We start from the raw sequence: 20,175 nt of genomic DNA, 5'->3' as shown, positions 1-20,175 counted from the left end.
CCCCTACTGACCGCCCGCGTTCGCGTGGATGTAGACCGCCAGGGCCTTGATGGTCTCCGGGCTCAGGCGGCTTTCCCAGGTGGGCATCACGCCGCCGTTGCCGGCATGGATCTGGCCCCGGATGGCGGTGCGGTCGGCCCCGTACAGCCATTCGCCGTCGGTGAGGTTGGGCGCCCCGACCGACTGCATGCCGCGGCCGTCGACGCCATGGCAGCTGGCGCATTGTTCGGCGAACACCGGCGCGGCCCTCGCCGCGGCCGCCGCGTCGGCCGGCCGGCCCGACAGCTTGACCACATATTCGGTCAGGTCGCTGACGGTGGCGGGCGGCAGCAGTTCGTCGCGGCCGAACGCCGGCATTTGCGACAGGCGTTGGCCTGGGTGTCCGGACCGGACGCCGACGGTGATCGTGTGCTGGATGTCCTGCAGCGAGCCGCCCCACAGCCAGACGTCGTCGCGCAGGTTCGGATAGCCCTTGCCGCCCGTGCCGCCCACGCCGTGGCAGGTGGCGCAGTTGTCGCCAAAGACCGACTGGCCGACCTGCTGGGCATAGGCCTGCAGCTTGGGATCCTGTTCGATCTGGTCGAGGCTGGCCTTGCGCATCATGCCCGCGCCCGCCCCGCGCTGGATGTCCAGGGCGTGAAGGTCGCTGGCGACATCGGCCCGGTCGGAGTGATGCAGCAGGCCCTTGGTGTAGCCGTGCACGCCCGGCCAGGCCGGCATCAGGATCCAGTAGACGATCGCGAAGGCGATGCTGCCGTACCAGACCCACAGCCACCAGCGCGGCAGGGGGGTGTCCAGTTCGCGGATGCCGTCCCACTCGTGGCCGGTGGTCTCGGTGCCGGTGACGTCGTCGGTTTCGCGGTCGGCCATCAGCGCAGCTCCTCGTCTTCCAGCGGTAGTTGCGCGGCGCGCTTGTATTCGGCGGCCTTGGACGGCCAGAGGGCGAAACCCACGCCGACCAGGAAGATCAGGCCGAAGTAGATCAGGCCGCCTTGTTGGGCGATGCGGGCGACGGTTTCGTAGGTCATGCCGCTACCTCTGGTTCTCGGGCGCTTGGGCCTTGTAGGATTTGAAGTCGACCAGGGTGCCGAGCATCTGCAGGTAGGCCACCAGGGCGTCCATTTCGGTGATCTTGTCGGGATCGCCGTCGAAGTCGCGATTGACCACCTTGGCGCCGTAGCGCTTGCGCAGGGCGACCGCGCCGGTCGAGAACGGATCGGCCTGGGCCTCCAGATCGGCCTTGGCGTTGGCGATCTCCGCGTCGGTGTAGGGCACGCCGACGGTCCTTTGGGCCCGCATCTTGTCGACCAGGTCGCGGTAGTCGAGCTCGGCGTTCGACAGGAACTGGTAGGGCGGCATCACCGACTCCGGGACCACCGAGCGCGGATCGTTCAGGTGGTCACGGTGCCAGGCGTCGGAGTATTTTCCGCCCACCCGGGCCAGGTCCGGGCCCGTGCGCTTGGAGCCCCACTGGAACGGGTGGTCGTACATGCTCTCGGCCGCCAGGCTGTAGTGGCCATAGCGCTCGACCTCGTCGCGCAGGGGGCGGACCATCTGCGAATGGCACAGATAGCAGCCCTCGCGGACATAGATGTCGCGCCCTTCCAGCTCGAGCGGCGTGTACGGCCGCATGCCGTCGACCTTCTCGATCGTGCCTTGCAGCCAGAACAGCGGCGCGATCTCGACCAGGCCGCCGATCGACACGACGATCAGGACGCCGACGACCAGCCACAGGGAGTGACGCTCGAACTTGGCGTGGTGCTTCCAGAATGACATCGCGGGGTCCTCAGGCGATCGCGGGAGCGGGCGCGGCCGAGACCGCGGGCTCGGCGGAGGTCGATGCGACCGTGCGCCACAGGTTGAAGATCATGATCAGGGCTCCGGAGAGGTACATCAGGCCGCCGACCATCCGGATGACGTTCTCGACGTGCTTGGCCGAGACCGTCTCGATGAAGCTGTAGGCCAGGAAGCCCTGGGGCGTGTACTCACGCCACATCAGGCCTTCCATGATCCCCGACACCCACATCGCGGCGATGTAGAGAAGGATGCCGACGGTCGCGAGCCAGAAGTGCCACTCGATCAGCTTGTTGGAGTAGATGGCCGGCTTCTTCCAGAGCCACGGCACCATGCAATAGACGGCGCCGAAGCTGATGAAGCCGACCCAGCCCAGGGCGCCGGAGTGCACGTGGCCGATGGTCCAGTCGGTGTAGTGGCTCAGCGCGTTGACCGCGCGGATCGACATCACCGGGCCTTCGAAGGTGCTCATGCCGTAGAAGGCGATGGCGACCACCATCATCCGCACCACCGGGTCGGTGCGCAGCTTGTCCCACGCGCCCGACAGGGTCATCAGGCCGTTGATCATGCCGCCCCAGGACGGCATCCACAGCATGATCGAGAACGTCATGCCCAGGGTCTGGGCCCACTGCGGCAGGGCCGTGTAGTGCAGGTGGTGGGGGCCCGCCCAGATGTAGATGAAGATCAGTGACCAGAAGTGGACGATCGACAGCCGGTAGCTGTAGACCGGCCGCTCCACGCGCTTGGGCACGAAGTAGTACATCATGCCCAGGAACCCGGCGGTCAGGAAGAAGCCGACGGCGTTGTGGCCGTACCACCACTGGACCAGGGCGTCCTGGACGCCGGAGAACACGCCGTAGGACTTGTGGTTCAGCGGGCCGACGGGAACGCCGGCGTTGTTGATCAGGTGCAGCAGGGCGATGGTGACGATGAAGGCCAGGTAGAACCAGTTGGCCACGTAGATGTGCGGCTCGCGGCGCTTCCAGATCGTGCCCAGGAACACCAGCAGATAGGTCACCCAGACGAGAGTCAGCCAGATGTCGACGTACCATTCGGGCTCGGCGTATTCGCGGCTCTGGGTGGCGCCGGCCAGATAGCCGGTGGCGGCCAGGACGATGAACAGCTGGTAGCCCCAGAACACGAACCAGGGCGCGATGCCGCCGGCCAGCCGGGCCCGGCAGGTGCGCTGCACGACCCAGAACGAGGTGGCGATCAGGGCGTTGCCGCCGAACGCGAAGATCACCCCGGAGGTGTGGACAGGCCGCAGCCGGCCGAAGTTCAGCCACCCGGCCTCGGGGAAATAGAAGATCCGGGGCCAGGACAGCTGGCAGGCGATCACCACCCCGACCAGCAGACCCACGGCCGCCCAGAACATGGTGGCGATCACGCCGGCCTTGATCACGCCGTCGGCGTAGCGGTCGGGCTCATCCAGCAGGGTCCCCCCCGCCAGCTTGCCCGTGAGCACGAAGGCGCCGAGCATGGCGGCCAGGGCGACGATGCCGGCGTGAAGCCGGAAGATCGGATCCTGCGTCAGTCCGGCGCCCATCACCGCGGCGAAGGCCGAGATCAGGCAGAACACGAGCAGCCCTCTGGATCCCCCCGGAGGGGCCAGGTGCGCGTTGGCGGTGTGCGGCCCCTGGCCGATAAGGTCCGATGGCGTTGTCATGATTTCCCGAAGTCGCTTGGACTGCCCGGGTGCAGATTGCGCACCTCGCGCGGCCCGGCCTTGATTTCCGTCAAGGCGAGGTCGGGAAAATCACGGATGGTGGCCTGATGTCCTCGACAGGAGTCGCGCTCTCGTGACGTTCACGCCGAAATTCTGGTCGCGCCTCGCGATCCTCGCCCTGATCGCCGCCGGAGTCAGCGCTCAGCTGGCCTGGCTGCACATGGTCTCGGTCTGGGCGTTGGGCGAGATCTGCGGACGTGGACCGGCGCTCCATTGCCCGTGGTGCGCAGCGGCCGTCGGATTCGCCGCGCTGGCGGCGATGTCGGCGCGATGCGGGGCGCGGCGCCGTATCGAGGCGCGCGTGCGGGCCGACTGATGCCGGAAGCCTGCCGCCAGATCGGTACGGCGACGGCGGGAAACTCTACCTGATCGTGGATTCGGCCGGCGCCGAGCGCTGGATGTTCATCTTCCGCTGGCAGGGTCGCCGGCAGGAAAACCTCCTCTTCGACGAGATCGGCGTGGGACTTGGCGGCGCGGCCGGCATGCGCCATTCAACCTGCCAGATGAGCATCAAATGATCCATTCGCACGCCCCACGCGTATCGCGTTGGAAAGGGTGGAGCCTCACATGAACGTCGCCGTCGCCTATGTCCTGACGCTGGTCGTCTTCGCCATGATCGACACGGTCTGGTTGGGAGCAATGGGAGACCGACTCTACCGGCCGCTTATCGGGTCGATGCTGGCGGAAAATTTCAGACTGGCGCCAGCGATCGCGTTCTATGCGCTGTACGCGGCGGGGCTGACCCTGTTCGCCGTACTGCCTGGGCTGGCCGAGGGCGGCTGGAAGAAGGCCCTGCTCTGGGGAGGACTGCTCGGGCTGTTCGCCTATGGGACCTATGACCTGACCAATCTGGCCACGCTCAAGAGCTGGAGCCTGAAGCTCGCCCTGATCGACATGGTCTGGGGCATGTGCGTCAGCGCCAGCGCATCAGCGACCGCTTGCGCCCTGGTCGCGAGGCTTCTGCGCCCGCCAGCCTAGCGACGGGGCGGGCGAGGGAAGAAGGCGCTGGTTTGGGCGGCGTAGGCGGCGAAGGCGGCGGGGCGCGAGCGCTTCATGTGGTCTTCCAACAAGGGCACGCCCGAGACCTTCGTCAACAGCCAATAGATGTAGGCCGGTCCGCTCAGCGCCAGCCAACCCCAGGGCCAGTCGCCGCCGAAGTCGATGGCGAAAAGCGGCCAGGCGCACCAACCCAGCCATTCGAAAAAGTAGTTGGGGTGGCGCGACCAGGCCCACAGGCCGCTGTCGCAGATGAGCCCGCGGTTGGCCGGGTTGGCCTTGAAGGCGGCGAGTTGATGATCGGCCAGTCCCTCGCCAGCCAGGGCGGACAGGAAGATCAGGGCGGCCAGTCCGTCTTGGAAGCCTAAAGCCGGCGCTGGATTGTGCGCGGCCAGGAGAATGCTGAGGGCCAGGAACGCCGCGGCGCCCGCCTGCAACATCAGGAAGCCGAACATTCGCGTCTGAAAACGTGAACCCCAGTCGTGACGCAAGCGAGCGTATCGGGCGTCCTCGCGCTCGGTGGCCGCCCTCTTGGCGATGTGCGCGCCCAGCCTCAAGCCCCAAAGCCCGATCAGCACGGCCGCCAGCACCTGGCGCGCGGACGGCGCCGCGCCATGCGGCGGAAACAGCGAGACAGCGACGCCGGCCGCGCCCAGGCCGAGCGACCAGAAGACGTCGGCCCATCCGCCCTGCCGGGTGCGCCACTGGACCAGCCAGGCCGCGCTCATCGTCAGAACCAGAAAAAGCGCCGCCGCCGCCCAAAGCGGCAGGAGTTCGGTCATAGCCGCACGAAGGGCTGCACCAGTCGTCCCAACCAGCCGTCGAGTTGGATCTGGCCGTCCAGGGCGGCGACGCAGAGACAGGGATGATCCGACACCACCCGCGGCCGGTGAAGCACCTCGCCGTCGGCCTCCTCCAGGTCGCCGACCTCGAAACGATCTGTCTCGGTGGCGTAGGCGCCGGTCAGGACGCAGGTCAGTTCGACGCCGCCATGCGTGTGGCGGGGCGTCTCGCGCCCCGGATCGATCCTAAGCAATATGACCCTGCAGTCGCCGTCACGCGGGGCATGGACGTCACGCACCCGCATGCCTGGCCCGATCCAGCGCCACGGTCCAAGGGCGTAGCGCCGCAGCGGTTCGGGTAGTTCGGCCATGTCGTTCAGCGGGGCCGGCCTCTTGACCTCGCCCGTATCGGTTTCGATGCGCGCCAAGGCTCGTGTCAGAGCGTCCGAGGACAGGGCGACGGGCGCCGTCTCCTCGAGAAATTGGCCGCCGACGGCCTGGAGCCGGCGCACCCAGGCGTCGGCCGCGGGGCGCAGCGCCAGATGGGTGGCGACGACGACGGCCTGAGGCGGGCTGAGGACGCCGGCGGCGTAGGCGAGCAGCCGTTCCTCGGACGGGCCGTGGCGTGGGATCATCGGGGCACCTCCCGAGACGGTTGGAGAATGAGGCGAAGCTTTATCATGGCGTTGCGAATTCGGGATTTGACGGTGCCTAGAGGCAGATTGAGATGAAGGGCGATTTCGGAATGGGGGCTTTCCAGGAAGAAGGCGAAGCGCAACACCTCCACCTGTTCGCGGCTCAGGCGCGACAGCGCCTCTCGCACCCGTTCGGTGTCCTCCGACATCGACAGGATCTCGTCGGGGCGGAGAACAGCTTCGCCCGCCAATTCAATTTCAGGCGTGGGAAGGGGGCGGGCGTCGCGCCGCAGCGCATCCAGCCGCCGGTTACGGGCAATGGTGAAGATCCAGGTCGCCGCCCGGGCCTTTCGCGGGTCGAATAGATCCGCTTTGCGCCACACGGTCAGCATGGCGTCCTGGGCGAAATCTTCGGCCGCGCCGGGCGCGGCGCCGGACCTGATCAACCAGGCTTTAAGCCGCGGGGCGAAATGGTTGAAGAGATGGGCGAACGCATCGCGGTCGCGTCGCAGCGCCACCGCCTCGATCAGGCGGTCGTGAAACAGCGGGTCTTGCTCGAGCTCCGGATGGCTCATGCGGAGAGACCGACTTCCTTGTGACGCCAATGACGAGGTCGCGACATGCATGAAGCTTAGTACGCCCCGGGCAAATATTTGGATCATTCGCGATCCAATCCCGACGCCGATGCGTAGTCCGATAAAGCCCGACCCTTGAAGGGCGAGCGCTTTTCGGAGCCGCAATGTCATCCTCGTACGCTCGCCCTTCCACGGGACCTCTCAAGATCGCCGTGGTGGGGTCTGGGGTCGCGGCCCTGTCATCGGCTTGGCTGCTGTCGCAGCGCCACCAAGTGACGGTCTACGAAAAGGCCGATCGTCTGGGCGGTCACTCCAACACCGTCACGGCGCCGACGATGGAGGGGGAGGTGGCGGTCGACACGGGGTTCATCTGTTTCAACGACGCCACCTATCCCAATCTGATCGCCCTTTTTAAGCATCTGGGCGTCGCCACGCGGGCGACTGAAATGTCCTTCGCCGTATCGCTGGACGAGGGGCGGTTCGAATATGCCGCGCCCCGCCTGTTCGCGCAGCGCCGCAACGTCGTGCGGCCCCGTTTCTGGTCGATGCTTGGCGAGATCATGCGCTTCTATCGGCAGGCCCCGATCGACCTGATGGGCCCCATGGACCCCGATCTGACACTCGGCGGCTACCTCAAGCGGGAAGGCTTCAGCGAGGCCTTTCGCGACGACCACCTTCTGCCGATGGCCGCGGCGATATGGTCTTCGCCCGCCCATACGCTGCTGGACTATCCAGCCGAAGCCTTCATTCGGTTCTGCGGCAATCACGGCCTGTTGAAACTGGCCGGTCGCCCGCTCTGGCGAACGGTCGAGGGCGGCAGCCGGGTCTATGTCGAACATCTTGCCAGGGGCTTTGGCGACGTCCGGCTTGAAAGGGCCGTCACCGCGGTGCGACGCACCGATCACGGGGTCATGATCCACGACAGCCAGGGCGGGGTCGCATGCTTCGATCACGTCGTGATCGGCGCTCATGCCGATCAGGCCCTGGCCATGTTGGCCGAGCCGACGGTCCGCGAGGCCGAACTGCTGAGCGCCTTCCGCTACAGCCGCAATCTGACCGTTCTCCATACGGACGCCGGCCTGATGCCCCGCCGCCGCAGCGCCTGGGCGAGCTGGAACTACATCGGCGCGGATGACGGCCTGTGCGTCACCTATTGGATGAACAGGCTTCAGGGCCTGACCGGCCAGGACCTGTTCGTCACCCTAAACCCGCCACGCCCGCCACACCCCGACACCTTGTTGCGCAGCGAGCTCTACGACCACCCGATCTTCAACCCGGCGGCGCTCCGGGCGCAGAAGCAGCTGTGGAGTCTTCAAGGGCAGGGCGGGGTCTGGTTCTGCGGCGCCCATTTCGGCGCGGGTTTCCACGAGGACGGCCTGCAGTCGGGCCTGGCCGTCGCCGAGCAGTTGGGGGGCGTGCGTCGCCCCTGGACAGTCGAGAACGAGAGCGGGCGCATCCATCTGTCGCCCGCTCCGGCCCAGACCATGGAGGCGGCGGCGTGACCTGGGCGTCGGCGCTCTATCGCGGCGAGGTCATGCACCAGCGACTGCGGCCCAAGGCGCATCGGTTCAACTATCGCGTCTTCTGGCTGCTGCTGGATCTGGAGGAGCTCGACGACCTGGACAGGCGGCTGCGTCTGTTCTCGCGCAGCCGGTTCAACCTGCTGTCCTTTCACGATCGCGATCACGGGGATGGTTCGACAACGGCCTTGCGGTCGCAGGTCGAGGCTTGGCTCGGACGGGCGCGGATCGACATCGGCCAAGGGCCGGTTCGCCTGCTGACCATGCCGCGCGTCCTGGGTTACGTCTTCAATCCCATCAGCGTCTTCTACTGCCACCATCTCGACGGCCGGCTGGCGGCCTTGGTCTATGAGGTGACCAGCACCTTCGGGGTCCGGCACGCCTATGTCATTCCCGTGCCGGAGGGGGATCAGGCGACCGGACGGATCCGCCAGGGCGCGGCCAAGGCCCTCTATGTCTCGCCCTTCATGGAGATGGCGATGGACTATGAATTCCTGGGCCATGTCCCGCGCGAGAGGCTGGATCTGACGATCACGGGGCGGGACGCCGAGGGGCCGTTGCTCATCGCCGCCATGGCCGCCGAGCGGCGACCGATGGAGGATCGCGACCTGCTGTCCGCCGCCATCGCCCTGCCTCTGCTGACCCTGAAGGTCACGGCCGCCATCCATTGGGAGGCGCTTCAGCTCTGGCTCAAGGGCGTGAGGGTGACCCGCCAGCCGGCGCCGGCGGACGAGGCGGTCACGATCCAGCGTAGGCCTCGGGAGAGTCGTCTTGGACGCTGAACGGGCTGGGGCGGTTGCTGAGCCGTATGGCCGCTGACAGTGGCGTCTGCACCTCATGATCGCTGGGTCGCTAAGTCGCGCCGGCGGATGAAGTCTCGGACCAGGCTGACTAGCGTTCGGAATTCCTGGAGCGGCGCCTTTTGAGATCAGTCCCGAGGGCGTTTGCTGTCCGCGCCCGTCTGCGGGTATTTTTCGTCGGGTTTGAGCCGTTCCTCATCCCGCAATCCCTCGATGCGCGAGCGCTCGGAGGGATCGTTCGTCCGGGCAAGCAACAGCGTGAAATGGGCGATGTTGGCTCGCCGTAGCTCGTAAGGCGTCATGACGTCCGCCTTTCATCCTATGCGCGATAGAATACGCTCTCTTCCGGCAGAAGGCGCGAGCTAATAGGCGGAGCGGCCTCTTTCCACCCAATCCCGCCCGTCGCGCCGGTCGCATTCGACCGGTTCTTCGCAGCCTGTCTCCATCCTGCCGTTGTTCCGTCGAACTCACGCAACATCACCTTTGGGCGGCCTGGATCCAGATCGACGCTTGTGGATCAGATCGCGAAGCCAGACCCAGGGCCCCGCCCGCTCGGATGCAAACCTATGGGTTTGTTCCGAGCGCAGCAGCCGCAGTTCCAGACGGCTCTCGCGGCCCGCCTCTTCCAGCCAGGCGTGCAGCGACCGCCAGCCGGTCTTGAGGCGCTGGTAGGCCTGGTCGGGCTCGCCGGCGTCCGGCGTCGCCTCGGGTCCGATCAGTCGGCGGATCTGTAACAGCACCTCCGCCAGCGCCTGCTGTCGCGCCGCCAGCACGAGCATCCGTTCGCGCCTCGACCGCTCTTCGGACTCGCCGGTCACCGAGCTAGTCCCGTCGCCCGGGGAGGAAATAGGCCTGTCGTTCGCCTTCGGCCTTCGAGGTCGTCGCATGGATCTGCAGCAGGTCCTTGCGGGCGAGCAGGCCCACCAGTCGGCCGGTGGCCGGGTCGGTGACCGGTATGCGGCCCTGGCCGGTCGCCAGCATCAGGCCGACCACGCGCGCGACGACGTCGTCGGGATGAGCGACCGGCAGGGCCGCGTCCGACACCCGCTCGGCGAGCGTCTGTTCGTCCAGCCCGCCCTCGACCCGCCAAGCCAGGGCGTCGGCCCGCGACACCAGTCCGACCAGCCGCCCGGACGCCTCGACGACCGGATAGACACGGTGACGACCGCGCTCCAGAACCGCGACCGCGGCGGGAATGGGCAGGTCGGCCGGCAGGGTGTCGACCGCCTGGACCATCACCTCCGAGACCCGGACCAGTTCGTAGGGATCGACCCCGTACTCTCGGGTGAGGTGTCGGCCGCGGCGGGCGATCTTCTCGGTCAGGATCGAGCGCTTGAGCAGCAGCACCGTCGTGGCGTAGGCGGCCGCCGAGGCCGCCAGCAGCGGGGCCAGCATTCGCCAGTCGCCGGTCAGCTCGACCGCGAAGATCACGGCGGTCAGCGGCGAGCGCATGGTGCCGCCCAGCATCGCCGCCATGCCCAGCAAGGCCCAGAAGCCCGCGTCGCCCGGCAAGACCTGGCCGACCAGCCATCCCATCGCCCCGCCCAGGATCAGCAGCGGGGCCAGCACCCCGCCCGAAGTGCCCGACGACAGGGCCACCAGCCAGATCAGCGCCTTGACCACCAGCAGGACGACCACCGCCTGGACGACCAGATGTCCGGTCAGCAGGTCGCCGATCACGTCATAGCCGACCCCCAGGGCCCGAGGCTCGACCAGCCCGCCCAGGCCCACGCCCAAACCGCCCAGCGCCGGCCACCACATCCAATGGATCGGCAGACGCTCAAAGGCGTCTTCCAGGCCGTACAGCAGCTTGGTCAGCAGACCCGACTGCAGCCCGGCCAGCACGCCCAGGCCCGCGCACAGGGCCAAGCCCCACCAGGGCAGCAGCGGATCGGCGGCGAACGGAAACAGCGGGCCGCTTCCAAACAGCAGCGGCCGCCAGCTGGTGGCGGTGACCGCCGCGACCGCGACCGGGATGAAGCTGCGCGGCCGCCATTCGAACAGCAACAGCTCGACCGCCAGCAGGACGGCGGCCACCGGCGTGCCGAAGATCGCGGTCATGCCGGCCGCCGCGCCGGCCACCAACAGGGTCTTCCGCTCGGCGGCGCTGAGGTGGAAGAACTGGGCGAACAGCGAGCCGATCGCCCCGCCGGTCATGATGATCGGGCCCTCGGCCCCGAACGGTCCGCCCGTGCCGATCGAGATCGCCGACGAAATCGGTTTGAGCACGGCCACCTTGGGCGACATGCGGCTGCCGCCGATCAGGATCGCCTCGATGGCCTCGGGGATGCCGTGGCCGCGGATCTTCTCCGATCCGAACCGCGCCATCAGACCGATGACCAGGCCGCCCAGCACCGGCGCGGCCACCATCCAGGGGGAGGGGGCCAGGTGCTCGAGCGAGCGGGAAGCGATATCGAACCGTCCAAACCAGACGAGGTTGGTCGTCAGGGTGATCAGGCGGATCAGCAGCCAGGCCGCGCCCGCCCCGCCGCTGCCGACCACCAGGGCCATGGCCGCCAACATCAGCAGGCGGCGGTCGGCGGTGAAGTCGCCAAGCGCGCGGCGTGGGGCGTTCCCCATGAAACTGGACTCGGCGGCGGTCATGCTTCCCTCTCGGAGCGGCTCTTGTGAAAGCGCCAATATGTCGTATTACGATATTTTCCAAGAGGGGTGGGCGCTTGGACGACAAGAATCGTGACGAAGACGGCCTGACACGCACGCAGTACGTGGCGCTGGCGGCCTTCCGCTACGAGCTGCGCCGGTTCCTGGCGTTCAGCGAAACCGCCGCGCATGGCGCGGGCCTTCCAGCCCAGCAGCACCAGGCGCTGCTGGCGATCGCCGGCTTCGACGGCGCGGACGCGCCCACGGTGGGGACCTTGTCGGAACGCCTGATGATCGCGCCCCACACCGCGACCGAACTGACCGCGCGGATGGTCGAGGCGGGGCTGATCAGCAAGCTTCCGTCCCGGCAGGATCGCCGCAAGGTGCACCTGGCGCTGACCGACAAGGCCGAAGACCTGCTGGCCGAGTTGAGCACGGCTCATCTCAAGGAGCTGAAGTCCCTGGAGCCCGCCCTGACCGCCGCCCTTGCTCGCCTTGGCCGCGACCGGGCCTGACCAGACCCGTCCCCGAGAGATCATGCTGCAAACCCTCACCTTGGCCCTGCGCGGCCGCAATCCGATCCGGCCGGCGGACATCCTGCGATCGGGGCTCGGCGCCTTGCTCGGCATTCCCGCCACCGGTCTGCTGGCGCACATGGTCGCCAGCGGACATGCCTCGGCTCTGCCGCTGCTGGTCCCCCCGATCGGCGCCTCGGCGGTGCTGGCCTTCGCCGTGCCGGCCAGCCCGTTGGCCCAGCCGCGCGCGATCATCGGCGGCAACATGGTCTCGGCCCTGGCCGGAGTGACCTGCGCCCTGGCCTTCCATCCGCATCCCGCCTTGGCGGCGGCGACAGCCGTGGCCTGCGCGATCGTCGCCATGGGCTTGCTGGGCTGCCTGCACCCGCCCGGCGGCGCCGTCGCGCTGGGCGCCGCCCTGGTCGCCGGTCCGGTCGGTCCGACCTCCTACGCCTATGTCTTCGTGCCGGTCGGGCTGTGCTCGGCCTTGCTGGTGCTTTCGGCCATGGCCTATGCGCGGGCGGCGGGGCGGTCCTATCCGCACCGCGTGCCGCAGCCGGCCAATGTGCACGCGACCCACGACGCGCCGCCCTTGCAGCGGGTCGGGTTCACCGCCGAGGACATCGACAACGCCCTGGCCCACTATGGCGACCTGCTGGACGTCGATCGCGAGGACCTGGACGCGCTGTTCCGCGAGGTCGAGCTGCAAGCCCATCGGCGTCTCCACGCGCACATCCTGTGCAGCGACATCATGTCCCGGGACGTGCTGAGCGTTGACCTGCACCAGACCGCCCAAAGCGCTCTGGCTTACATGCGCGCCCACGACCTGCGGTCCGCGCCGGTCGTCGACAGTGATCGCAAGGTGGTCGGCATGGTGCGCCGGGCCGAGCTCCAGACCGGCCGGGACGGTCCCGTCGAGGCGGTGTTGGATCCGTTCGTGCACAAGGTTCGCCCCGGCACCGCGATCGAGGCCCTGTTGCCGATCCTGTCCAGCGGGGTCGCGCACGAGGCCATGGTGGTCGACGAGCACCGTGTTCTGCTGGGCATCATCACCCAGACCGACCTGCTCGGCGTGCTCTACCGAGCCCACATCGTCGAGGCGGTGGCGATGCAACGGGCGGAGGAGGCCGGCGCCATCGATCCGGCCATCTAGCCGCCTGGGACGCTCTCCAATCCGCCCGACCAAGGGCTCGGCCCACGTTCGCGCGATGGAGGCGGCCGCGCCTCCGCGACAACATCGGATCTGGCTTTTCCAGGCCTTGCGCCCGCCGGTCGTGGAAGGTCATGCACGGCGCGCTTTGCTTGCGGCATCCCCACGAGCGACTTGCGCGGCTTGGCCAAGGCCAACCAAGCCCACGGCCTGAGTCCGCTTGTGGCGGCCTTCCGTTTGACCGAGGTCTTCAAGGGCAGAACCCGCGCCAAACGTGCCAACGCTGGCCCGCGCTATGGCGCGCCAGTGGAAATATGCGCCAGAATATTCTTAAATCGTTGATTTTTATAGAGAAAGGTGGCGGTGAGAGAGGGATTCGAACCCTCGATAGAGTTTCCCCTATACACGCGTTCCAGGCGTGCGCCTTCAACCACTCGGCCACCTCACCATGCGCACCAGATGCGGAAGGCGGTTGAGACCCCCGACGCAGGAAGGGGCGCAATATACTCAGGAAGGTTGCGGTAGCAAGCGGCCATACGAGGTGAAACGAGATCGCGAACGGCTTAGTATCGGCGGCTCAAGTTTCGACCCGAGATTCCGCCATGGCCTCCGCCCCCAAAACCCTCGAAATGCCGACCGTCGACACCGCCTTGCCGGGGCGCGCGGCGGCGATCCCGACGGCCCGGACCCACTTCGTCAACGGCCATCCGCTGAAGGGGCCCTATCCCGACGGGATGGAGGTGGCGGTGTTGGCCATGGGCTGTTTCTGGGGCGTGGAGCGAATGTTCTGGAAGGTCCCCGGCGTCTATGTGACCGCCGCCGGCTACGCGGCCGGGATCACGCCGAACCCGACCTATGAGGAGGTCTGCACCGGCCGCACGGGCCACACCGAGGTGGTGCAGATCGTGTTCGATCCGCGCTCGGTCACCTACGAGGCCCTGCTCAAGACCTTCTGGGAGAACCACGACCCGACCCAGGGCATGCGTCAGGGCGGCGACATCGGCACGCAATACCGCTCGGGAATCTATGTCACCTCCGACAGCCAGGCCGCCGCGGCGGTGGCGTCCAAGGAGGCCTATCAGCAGGCGCTGAACGCCCAGGGGCTGGGGAGCATCACCACCGAGATCGGCGCGGCCGGTCCGTTCTACTTCGCCGAGGACTATCACCAGCAGTACCTGGCCAAGAACCCCGAGGGTTATTGCGGCATCGGCGGCACCGGCGTGGTCTGCCCGATCGGCGTGGGCGTGGGGGCATGACCCCCGAAGCGTTCGACGCCGCCGCCCTGGCCCTGCCGGGCGCGACCATGACCATCCAGTGGGGCGCCGACCACGTCTACAAGGTGGGCGGCAAGATGTTCGCGGTGTTGGGCGGGGCGGTGGGCGCGAACGGCTTTTCGCTGAAGGCCTCGGACGTGGCGTTCGAGGTGCTGAGCGAGACGGGCCGCGCCGCGCCCGCCCCCTATCTGGCCCGCGCCAAGTGGCTGCATTTCGCCGACCTGGCCGCCGAGGACGCGGACGAGGTGGCCGACTGGCTGAAGACCGCCCACGGGCTGATCGCCGCCAAGCTGACCCGCAAGGCGCGGGCGGAGATTGGGCTCTAGCGCCGGGGCCTTGCGCCGCGACGGCAAAGGTCCGAACCTGCCGGCGGACGGAGGACTTCATGGCGCCGGCATCCTCGCGCGACAGCCTGGCGACGACCGCGGCCATCGCCCTGATCGCCATGTGCCTGGTCTGCTTCGCGCATGAGGGCCTGGGTCATGGCGGCGCCTGCCTGGCCCTGGGCGGCCGTGTCGAGCTGCTGACCGCGTCGCTGTTCCGCTGCGAGCGGACCTCGCCCCTCATCGACGCGGCCGGGCCGCTGACCAACCTGCTGCTGGGCGGCCTGGCCCTGATCCTGAGCGCGAGGGTTCCGCTCTCGCGCCCCGGCCCGCGGCTGTTCCTGATCCTGGTGGCGGCGTTCAGCCTGTTCTGGGAGGGCGGCTATCTGGTCCAGGCCATGCTGCTGAAAGATGGCGACGCCTATTTCGCCGCGCGCGACCTGCTGGGCGAGGGGCCGTGGTGGCGGGCGGCGCTGGGGGCGGCCGGGGCGGCGATCTATGGCGGGGCGCTGGCGGCGTCCTCGCGGGGCCTGAGGGCGCTGTGGCCGGATCTGGCCAGCGCCCGTCGCGTGGCGCGGGCCGCGTGGCTGGCGGCGGTGGTGGGCGTGGCCGCGGCCGCCTTGCTCTATCAGGGGGCGCAGGCGTCGCGGGGCTTCCACGACGCGGTGAGCGAGATCGGCCTTGCCGCCTTGCCGCTGCTGCTGATCCCCAGAGGCCCAAGCGTGGCGTCGCCGGACGTGTCGGCGCGGTTGGCCCTAAGTCCGGCGACCCTGGCCCTGGCGGCGGCGGTCTTCGTGCTGTTCGCCGCGACCCAGGGGCGCGGCCTGGGCGGCTAGGGCGTGACGGCCGAATGAGGAGGCCGGGTTCGGCGTCGGCCCGGCCCTAGGTCGGAAACCGGCTGCACAAGGATTGTTCTTCGCAGCGCACGGTCCGGCAGCCGAACCGGACGAAGCGGTCGAGCAGGCCCGCCCGCTGAAAGGCGTCGAGGTGGACACCCATTTCGCAGGAGAAGCCGGCGGTTTCCTGGGCGCAACGATGGTCATAGTCGGCGATCGCGGCGACCTGGGCTTGGGTCCTGGCGTCGAGGGTCGAATTGAAGGCGCCCAGCAACGCGTCGTAGCTGCCGTCGGCGATCCAATCGACATGGTGGGACGGGCAGGTCCGGGCCAGCCCCGCGCGCCAGGCGGCCCAGCCATCCTCTCCGGCGTTGGCCATGGACGGCGTCAACAGGGCCAGCAGAAGAAGGCGAAGGACCGTCCGGCGCATCAGGTTTCGTCGCGCTTGTCGGTCAGGTGCGGGCCGACGACCACCGGCTGGCGCTCGAGGATCTGGCGCACCTTGCGAACGGCGGTCGAGGCCGGGCTGCGGCGCTGGCGCCAGAGCAGCAGCGCCATCGCGCCGCCGGTCGCCACGGCGAAGGCGATCGGGCCCAGCAGCCAGGCCGCCGCCGCCAGGGCGAAATAATAGCCGCGCACCCCGGCGTTGAAGGCCGACAGGGCGGGATTGAGGATCGCGCCCGCCGCCTCGGCATATTCCTCCAGCACCGCGCGCGGGGCCCACATCGGCGTCGCGCCGATGGCGGCCAGGCAGTAATTCATCTGGCGGATGGCCCAGATGAAGTCGAGCAGGCCCCGCGCCAGGGCGATCAGCACGACGCCCATCTTGATCTGGAAGACCAGGGCCGAGGCCGGGGCCAGGACGGCCAGGCCCTCGATGCTCTTGAGCGCGTTGTCGCCGCCGAACAGCACCCCGGCCGCCGCGGCGATCAGGATCAGGTTCGACGAGGCGAAGAACGAGGCCGAATTGATCGCGTGGCCCAGCAACTGGCCGTCCAGCAGGGCGATCTCGCGCACCGCCATCTCGGCCATCCATCGGCGGCGGATCACCGTCATGTCGGTGTTGATGACGTTCTTCTCGTGACCCAGCCGCTTGAGCATCGGCTCGTAGAACAGCCAGCAGAACAGGAAGAAGCCCAGGGCCAGCAGATCGATGATCGGCATGGCCATGAACTGCTGGGAGACGGTGAACGGGTGCGAAGGGAACATCGGGCGAGCTTAAGTCGGAAGCGAGAGTCGGTGAAAGAGGGAGCGGCGTCAGTCCTCGAGGATCAGGCTGTGCTTGCCGGTGTCGCGCAGCAGCAGCGAGACGGTCAGGCCCACGGCCATGATCGCCGACACATAGAGGTAGAAGCCGCTCTCCATGCCCTCGTGCTTGAACCACAGGGCGACATATTCCGCCGTGCCGCCGAACGCGGCGTTGCCGATGGCGTAGGGCAGGGCCACGCCCAGGGCGCGCACGTGGGTGGGGAACAGTTCGGCCTTCACCACGGCGCTGATCGAGGTGTAGCCCGACTGCACGAACAGGGCCGCGAAGATCAGGCCGAAGGCGAGCGCCGGGCTGGTCGCCTTGGCGGTCAGGCTGAACACCGGCCAGGCGATCAGGGCCCCCGCCCCGAAGGCGAAGACCAGCATGGTCCTGCGGCCCACCTGGTCCGAGATCCAGCCGAACAAGGGCTGGATCAGCATGAAGCCGGCCAGGGTGGCCAGGTTGATCGCCCCGGCCGTGGCCTTGTCGAAGCCCGCCGTGTTGGTCAGGAACTTCAGCATGTAGGTGGTGTAGGCGTAGAAGGCCAAGGAGCCGGCGGCGGTCAGGCCGATGATCGCCAGGGCCGGCTTGGGATGGCGCGAGACCAGCGGCGCGGCCAGGGCCACATAGGTCGCGATCAGCAGCGCCACCGCGCCATATTGCGCCGTCGCGGCGAACGGCGCCTCGGTGAAGCCCGCGACCATGGATCCGACCGTCGCCAGCAGCAGTCCGCCCACCCAGACGACCTGGCGCCGGCTGACCGGGTCGCGGGGCGCGGCGTTCTGGTGCGAGATGCTCTCCTCGATGCCGGTGCGGATCCAGAACACCACCACGGCCAGGGCCGCGCCCACGAAGAACGGGACGCGCCAGCCCCAGTCGGCCAGGTCTTCCTTGCTGAGGGTGTTTTGCAGGATCACCAGCACCAGGGCCGCCACCAGCTGGCCCATGATCAGGGTCACGTACTGGAAGCTGGACCAGAAGCCGCGACGCTTCTTCCCGGCCATTTCGCTCATATAGGTGGCGCTGGCCCCGTACTCGCCGCCCACCGACAGGCCTTGCAGCAGGCGGGCCAGCAGCAGGATCACCGGGGCGGCGTCGCCGATCCTGGCGTGGCCCGGGCACAGGGCGATGATCAGCGAGCCGACGCACATCAGGCCCACGGCCAGGGTCAGGCCGGCCTTGCGCCCCTTGCGGTCGGCATAGAGGCCCATCAGCCAGGCCCCGACGGGGCGCGCCCCGAAGCCGACCGCGAAGATGGCCGCGGTCTGCATCAGCTGGGCGGTCTGGTCGCCCTTGGGGAAAAAGACCTTGGCGAAATAGATCGAGAAGGCGGCGTAGGCGAACCAGTCGTACCATTCGACCAGATTGCCGGCCGACCCGCCGAGGATGGCGCGGGCCCGGCGCCATGCGCTCATGGGTGCGGCCTGGGGCGCGGCGGCCTGGGGCGTTGTCGCCGCAGCGGTGTCGGTCATGTCGCCCCCCGTGTCGTTGGGAGGGACCTTAGGCGAACATGGGTCGTCCGGGGAAGGGCGTGCGGGCGGCTCGGGGACACACGCGGACGTGCGCCCCCGGACCGCCCTGGCGCCGCTAGATTCTGCCGATCAGGACCAGGACGATGATGATCACGAGGATCAGGCCCAGGCCGCCGGACGGATAGTAGCCCCACGAGCGGCTGTGGCCCCAGGTCGGCAGGGAGCCGATCAGAGCCAGGATCAGGATGATGATGAGGATCGTGCCGAGCATGTCCGTCTCCGTTGCATCCGAGCGCCCTGCGCGTCGGGGTTAGGCGGAAGGAATGCGAGAAGCGCGGCCAAGGTTCCGCGACGGCCCCGCGCCACGGCGGCGGAGGGCTAGGGTTCGGGGGGCTTTGGCGACTGCCGCCGCCTCCACCAGCGCCTCAGCTTGGCGCGGTTGGCGAACGCCAGGCCCAGGACGGTCAGCACCCCGCCGATCGCCCACTGCAGGCCCGTCATCCGCTCCATCTGCCAGGTCAGCCAGTCCAGGAAGCCGATCTTCACCGACATCTCATGGACCAGGGCGGGGCGCTCCAGTTCGATCGGGCCGTCCGGCGTGATCAACTCGTTGAAGATCCGCAGCGTCAGGACGGTCTTGCCGGGGCGTGTGGGCTTCACCAGCCACTCGAAAGTGACGTTCTGCAACGCCGTGACGTCGCGGACCGTCTGCTCGGGCTTGTCGATCTCGACATTGAGGCCTGTCAGTTCCGCGCGCACCCTGCGGCCGATCGCGACGGGCTTCTCCTCGACCTGGCCGCCGCTCTTGACCGCGGCGGCGTCCAGGGCGGTTTCCGCCGCCGCGCGGTCCGCCGAGGCGATGATGACGGTGATTGGCGTTTGCTTGCCCCAGGGCAGCTGGTCGCGCCACTTCACCAGGACGGGCATCGTGCGGATCTGCTGGTCGGCCAGTTCGGCCAGATACCGCGTGCGTTCGGCGGCGTCGCAAGCCGGACCCGGCGCGGCGGCGGCGCAGGGCGAGGCGGCGGGGCTGGGCGCTTCGCTGGCCGCCTTGTAGGCGACGTCGCAACTGGCGGCCAGGAGTCCCGCCAAGACGGCGGAGGTCAGGATCGCGGCGGGCCGTCGGGCGAGGCGGCGAACGAAGGCCCGTCCCAGGAGGCAGGAGAGCCCTATTGCGACGATGAGGAACAAGACGAGCAAGCCGACCATTCGCACCCCTCCGGAGCGGGCGGCGTCATCCTGGGGCTATCGGCGCGGGATGGCAACCATGACGAGTGGCGGCGAATCGGCTCGTCCGGTGCGTCAGCCGCCGGAGCAGTCCTCGGCCTTGCGCAGGCCCACGGCCCACAGGGCGCCGATCACCGCGCCCTTGACGCGGGGCAGCAGCATCAGGGTCAGGGCGGCCAGCGGCAGCACGGTCAGCGGCACCACCAGCGTCGGCGACATCTTCCATATGAACGGGAACAGCAGCAGCGGCGCGACGACCAGATGGCCGATGATCAGGATCGTGAAATAGGCCGGGCCGTCGTCGGCCGGATAGCGCGCCAGGTCGTGGCCGCAGACCTCGCAGTCGAGATCGACCTTCAGATAGCGCGTGTACAGCCGTCCCTCGCCGCAGTTGGGGCAGCGATGGCGGACGCCGCGCTTCATGCCGGTCAGCATGCTGGCCGGCTGGAGGCTGGAGGAGGACGGCTGGTCGTTCATGGGCGTGGATATGCCTCCGCGACGGTTCCGGCGAAAGGGGGCGCACGGTCGCATGCGCCATTTTGAATCAGTTTTCGTTGAGATGAACGGCTGGCGGCTCAAGAATTCGCCCGCAAGGCGAGCCAGTAAAAACGGCGATACTTGGGCGGTTAACCACAAACGTTTCGGGGTTTGTGGATAAGTCGCGGTCCGCCTTGGAAAAACGCGGCGAACGCGTGGTCGA

26 protein-coding genes and 1 tRNA gene are annotated in these 20,175 nt (G+C 68.3%); 10 read left to right on the top strand and 17 right to left on the bottom strand.

Annotation, left to right across the window (positions count from 1 at the left end; translation table 11 throughout):
- Positions 1–3 precede the first annotated feature (3 nt).
- Genes ccoP through ccoN form a run of 4 tightly spaced genes read right to left on the bottom strand, consistent with a single transcriptional unit; the run spans position 4 to position 3,460 of the window.
- A complete protein-coding gene (gene ccoP, locus ASD38_RS09760; RefSeq protein ID WP_056459593.1) occupies positions 4–870 on the bottom strand; it encodes a cytochrome-c oxidase, cbb3-type subunit III in 867 nt (288 codons plus the stop codon).
- Positions 870–1,028, bottom strand: coding sequence for a cbb3-type cytochrome c oxidase subunit 3 (locus ASD38_RS09755; protein ID WP_056442351.1), 159 nt, complete (start codon positions 1,026–1,028; stop codon positions 870–872). Before ASD38_RS09755 ends, ccoP begins: the two co-directional genes overlap by 1 nt.
- A 4-nt stretch (positions 1,029–1,032) precedes the next feature.
- On the bottom strand, positions 1,033–1,776 hold the full coding sequence (ccoO, locus tag ASD38_RS09750; RefSeq protein ID WP_056442349.1) for a cytochrome-c oxidase, cbb3-type subunit II: 744 nt from the start codon (positions 1,774–1,776) through the stop codon (positions 1,033–1,035).
- A 10-nt stretch (positions 1,777–1,786) separates the two neighbouring features.
- Positions 1,787–3,460, bottom strand: a complete 1,674-nt coding sequence (ccoN, locus tag ASD38_RS09745; RefSeq protein WP_056442346.1) for a cytochrome-c oxidase, cbb3-type subunit I — start codon at positions 3,458–3,460, stop codon at positions 1,787–1,789.
- Positions 3,461–3,593: 133 nt separating this feature from the next.
- On the opposite strand from ccoN, the gene ASD38_RS09740 reads away from it, so the two are divergent.
- From ASD38_RS09740 to ASD38_RS09735, 3 genes are read left to right on the top strand one after another with little or no spacing between them, the layout of a single operon-like run.
- Positions 3,594–3,836 carry a hypothetical protein gene (locus tag ASD38_RS09740; protein WP_056442343.1) on the top strand — a complete coding sequence of 81 codons (243 nt, stop codon included), beginning with the start codon at positions 3,594–3,596 and terminating at the stop codon, positions 3,834–3,836.
- Positions 3,837–3,891: 55 nt separating this feature from the next.
- Positions 3,892–4,038: a hypothetical protein gene (locus tag ASD38_RS23855; RefSeq protein ID WP_156390643.1), complete on the top strand. Its 147-nt coding sequence runs from the start codon at positions 3,892–3,894 to the stop codon at positions 4,036–4,038.
- A 49-nt stretch (positions 4,039–4,087) separates the two neighbouring features.
- Positions 4,088–4,498 (top strand): DUF2177 family protein, encoded by a 411-nt coding sequence (locus ASD38_RS09735; RefSeq protein ID WP_056442336.1) that lies wholly within the window; start codon positions 4,088–4,090, stop codon positions 4,496–4,498.
- Here the strand turns inward: ASD38_RS09735 and ASD38_RS09730 are convergent.
- The 3 genes from ASD38_RS09730 to ASD38_RS09720 are packed head-to-tail and all read right to left on the bottom strand — an operon-like array spanning position 4,495 to position 6,508.
- A complete protein-coding gene (locus tag ASD38_RS09730) occupies positions 4,495–5,298 on the bottom strand; it encodes a DUF1295 domain-containing protein (RefSeq protein WP_056442333.1) in 804 nt (267 codons plus the stop codon). The genes ASD38_RS09735 and ASD38_RS09730 overlap by 4 nt on opposite strands.
- The gene (gene chrR / locus ASD38_RS09725; RefSeq protein WP_056442330.1) at positions 5,295–5,933 is read right to left on the bottom strand and encodes a cadmium/peroxide/UV radiation responsive anti-sigma factor ChrR; all 639 of its coding nucleotides are present in this window, start codon (positions 5,931–5,933) and stop codon (positions 5,295–5,297) included. The genes ASD38_RS09730 and chrR overlap by 4 nt, the downstream gene beginning before the upstream one ends.
- Positions 5,930–6,508 (bottom strand): sigma-70 family RNA polymerase sigma factor, encoded by a 579-nt coding sequence (locus ASD38_RS09720; protein ID WP_056459588.1) that lies wholly within the window; start codon positions 6,506–6,508, stop codon positions 5,930–5,932. Before ASD38_RS09720 ends, chrR begins: the two co-directional genes overlap by 4 nt.
- Positions 6,509–6,672: 164 nt before the next feature.
- Between ASD38_RS09720 and ASD38_RS09715 the strand changes: the two genes are divergently transcribed.
- Positions 6,673–8,010, top strand: coding sequence for an NAD(P)/FAD-dependent oxidoreductase (locus ASD38_RS09715; RefSeq protein ID WP_056459585.1), 1,338 nt, complete (start codon positions 6,673–6,675; stop codon positions 8,008–8,010).
- Positions 8,007–8,810: a DUF1365 domain-containing protein gene (locus ASD38_RS09710; RefSeq protein WP_082560721.1), complete on the top strand. Its 804-nt coding sequence runs from the start codon at positions 8,007–8,009 to the stop codon at positions 8,808–8,810. Before ASD38_RS09715 ends, ASD38_RS09710 begins: the two co-directional genes overlap by 4 nt.
- Positions 8,811–8,956: 146 nt before the next feature.
- On the opposite strand, the gene ASD38_RS23850 is transcribed toward ASD38_RS09710, so the two are convergent.
- The 3 genes from ASD38_RS23850 to ASD38_RS09700 form a co-directional block, all read right to left on the bottom strand.
- Entirely contained in the window at positions 8,957–9,130 is a 174-nt protein-coding gene (locus ASD38_RS23850) for a hypothetical protein (RefSeq protein ID WP_156390642.1), read from the bottom strand.
- A 165-nt stretch (positions 9,131–9,295) separates the two neighbouring features.
- Positions 9,296–9,646 carry a hypothetical protein gene (locus ASD38_RS09705; RefSeq protein ID WP_156390641.1) on the bottom strand — a complete coding sequence of 117 codons (351 nt, stop codon included), beginning with the start codon at positions 9,644–9,646 and terminating at the stop codon, positions 9,296–9,298.
- A gap of 4 nt (positions 9,647–9,650) precedes the next feature.
- Positions 9,651–11,432, bottom strand: coding sequence for a chloride channel protein (locus ASD38_RS09700; protein WP_056442319.1), 1,782 nt, complete (start codon positions 11,430–11,432; stop codon positions 9,651–9,653).
- 74 nt (positions 11,433–11,506) lie between these two features.
- On the opposite strand from ASD38_RS09700, the gene ASD38_RS09695 reads away from it, so the two are divergent.
- Positions 11,507–11,944 carry a MarR family winged helix-turn-helix transcriptional regulator gene (locus tag ASD38_RS09695; protein ID WP_056442316.1) on the top strand — a complete coding sequence of 146 codons (438 nt, stop codon included), beginning with the start codon at positions 11,507–11,509 and terminating at the stop codon, positions 11,942–11,944.
- 22 nt (positions 11,945–11,966) lie between these two features.
- The gene (locus ASD38_RS09690) at positions 11,967–13,097 is read left to right on the top strand and encodes an HPP family protein (protein WP_056459699.1); all 1,131 of its coding nucleotides are present in this window, start codon (positions 11,967–11,969) and stop codon (positions 13,095–13,097) included.
- Between the two features lie 355 nt (positions 13,098–13,452).
- On the opposite strand, the gene ASD38_RS09685 is transcribed toward ASD38_RS09690, so the two are convergent.
- Positions 13,453–13,542, bottom strand: a tRNA-Ser gene (locus ASD38_RS09685).
- Between the two features lie 154 nt (positions 13,543–13,696).
- On the opposite strand from ASD38_RS09685, the gene msrA reads away from it, so the two are divergent.
- From msrA to ASD38_RS09670, 3 genes are read left to right on the top strand one after another with little or no spacing between them, the layout of a single operon-like run.
- Positions 13,697–14,350, top strand: coding sequence for a peptide-methionine (S)-S-oxide reductase MsrA (gene msrA, locus ASD38_RS09680; protein ID WP_056459579.1), 654 nt, complete (start codon positions 13,697–13,699; stop codon positions 14,348–14,350).
- Positions 14,347–14,694 (top strand): MmcQ/YjbR family DNA-binding protein, encoded by a 348-nt coding sequence (locus tag ASD38_RS09675; RefSeq protein ID WP_056442311.1) that lies wholly within the window; start codon positions 14,347–14,349, stop codon positions 14,692–14,694. Before msrA ends, ASD38_RS09675 begins: the two co-directional genes overlap by 4 nt.
- Before the next feature lie 59 nt (positions 14,695–14,753).
- Complete coding sequence (locus ASD38_RS09670) at positions 14,754–15,527, top strand: hypothetical protein (protein ID WP_056459576.1); 774 nt, start codon at positions 14,754–14,756, stop codon at positions 15,525–15,527.
- Between the two features lie 46 nt (positions 15,528–15,573).
- Here ASD38_RS09670 and ASD38_RS09665 read toward each other — a convergent pair whose 3' ends face one another.
- The 6 genes from ASD38_RS09665 to ASD38_RS09645 all read right to left on the bottom strand — a co-directional run bounded on the left by ASD38_RS09665 (position 15,574) and on the right by ASD38_RS09645 (position 19,952).
- Complete coding sequence (locus tag ASD38_RS09665) at positions 15,574–15,957, bottom strand: hypothetical protein (RefSeq protein ID WP_056442305.1); 384 nt, start codon at positions 15,955–15,957, stop codon at positions 15,574–15,576.
- Positions 15,957–16,691 (bottom strand): DUF599 domain-containing protein, encoded by a 735-nt coding sequence (locus ASD38_RS09660; RefSeq protein WP_056442506.1) that lies wholly within the window; start codon positions 16,689–16,691, stop codon positions 15,957–15,959. Before ASD38_RS09660 ends, ASD38_RS09665 begins: the two co-directional genes overlap by 1 nt.
- A gap of 93 nt (positions 16,692–16,784) precedes the next feature.
- On the bottom strand, positions 16,785–18,248 hold the full coding sequence (locus tag ASD38_RS09655) for an MFS transporter (protein ID WP_056459574.1): 1,464 nt from the start codon (positions 18,246–18,248) through the stop codon (positions 16,785–16,787).
- Between the two features lie 115 nt (positions 18,249–18,363).
- Entirely contained in the window at positions 18,364–18,519 is a 156-nt protein-coding gene (locus ASD38_RS23325; protein WP_082554770.1) for a DUF3309 family protein, read from the bottom strand.
- A gap of 107 nt (positions 18,520–18,626) precedes the next feature.
- Positions 18,627–19,340, bottom strand: a complete 714-nt coding sequence (locus ASD38_RS09650) for a hypothetical protein (protein ID WP_156390640.1) — start codon at positions 19,338–19,340, stop codon at positions 18,627–18,629.
- Positions 19,341–19,550: 210 nt separating this feature from the next.
- Positions 19,551–19,952, bottom strand: a complete 402-nt coding sequence (locus ASD38_RS09645) for a DUF983 domain-containing protein (RefSeq protein WP_056459567.1) — start codon at positions 19,950–19,952, stop codon at positions 19,551–19,553.
- Positions 19,953–20,175 lie beyond the last annotated feature (223 nt).

Source organism: Caulobacter sp. Root487D2Y, assembly GCF_001427165.1.
Classification (GTDB): Bacteria; Pseudomonadota; Alphaproteobacteria; order Caulobacterales; family Caulobacteraceae; genus Caulobacter.
Note: the sequence above shows the minus strand (reverse complement) of the source record. Positions and strands in the feature narration are given on the sequence as shown.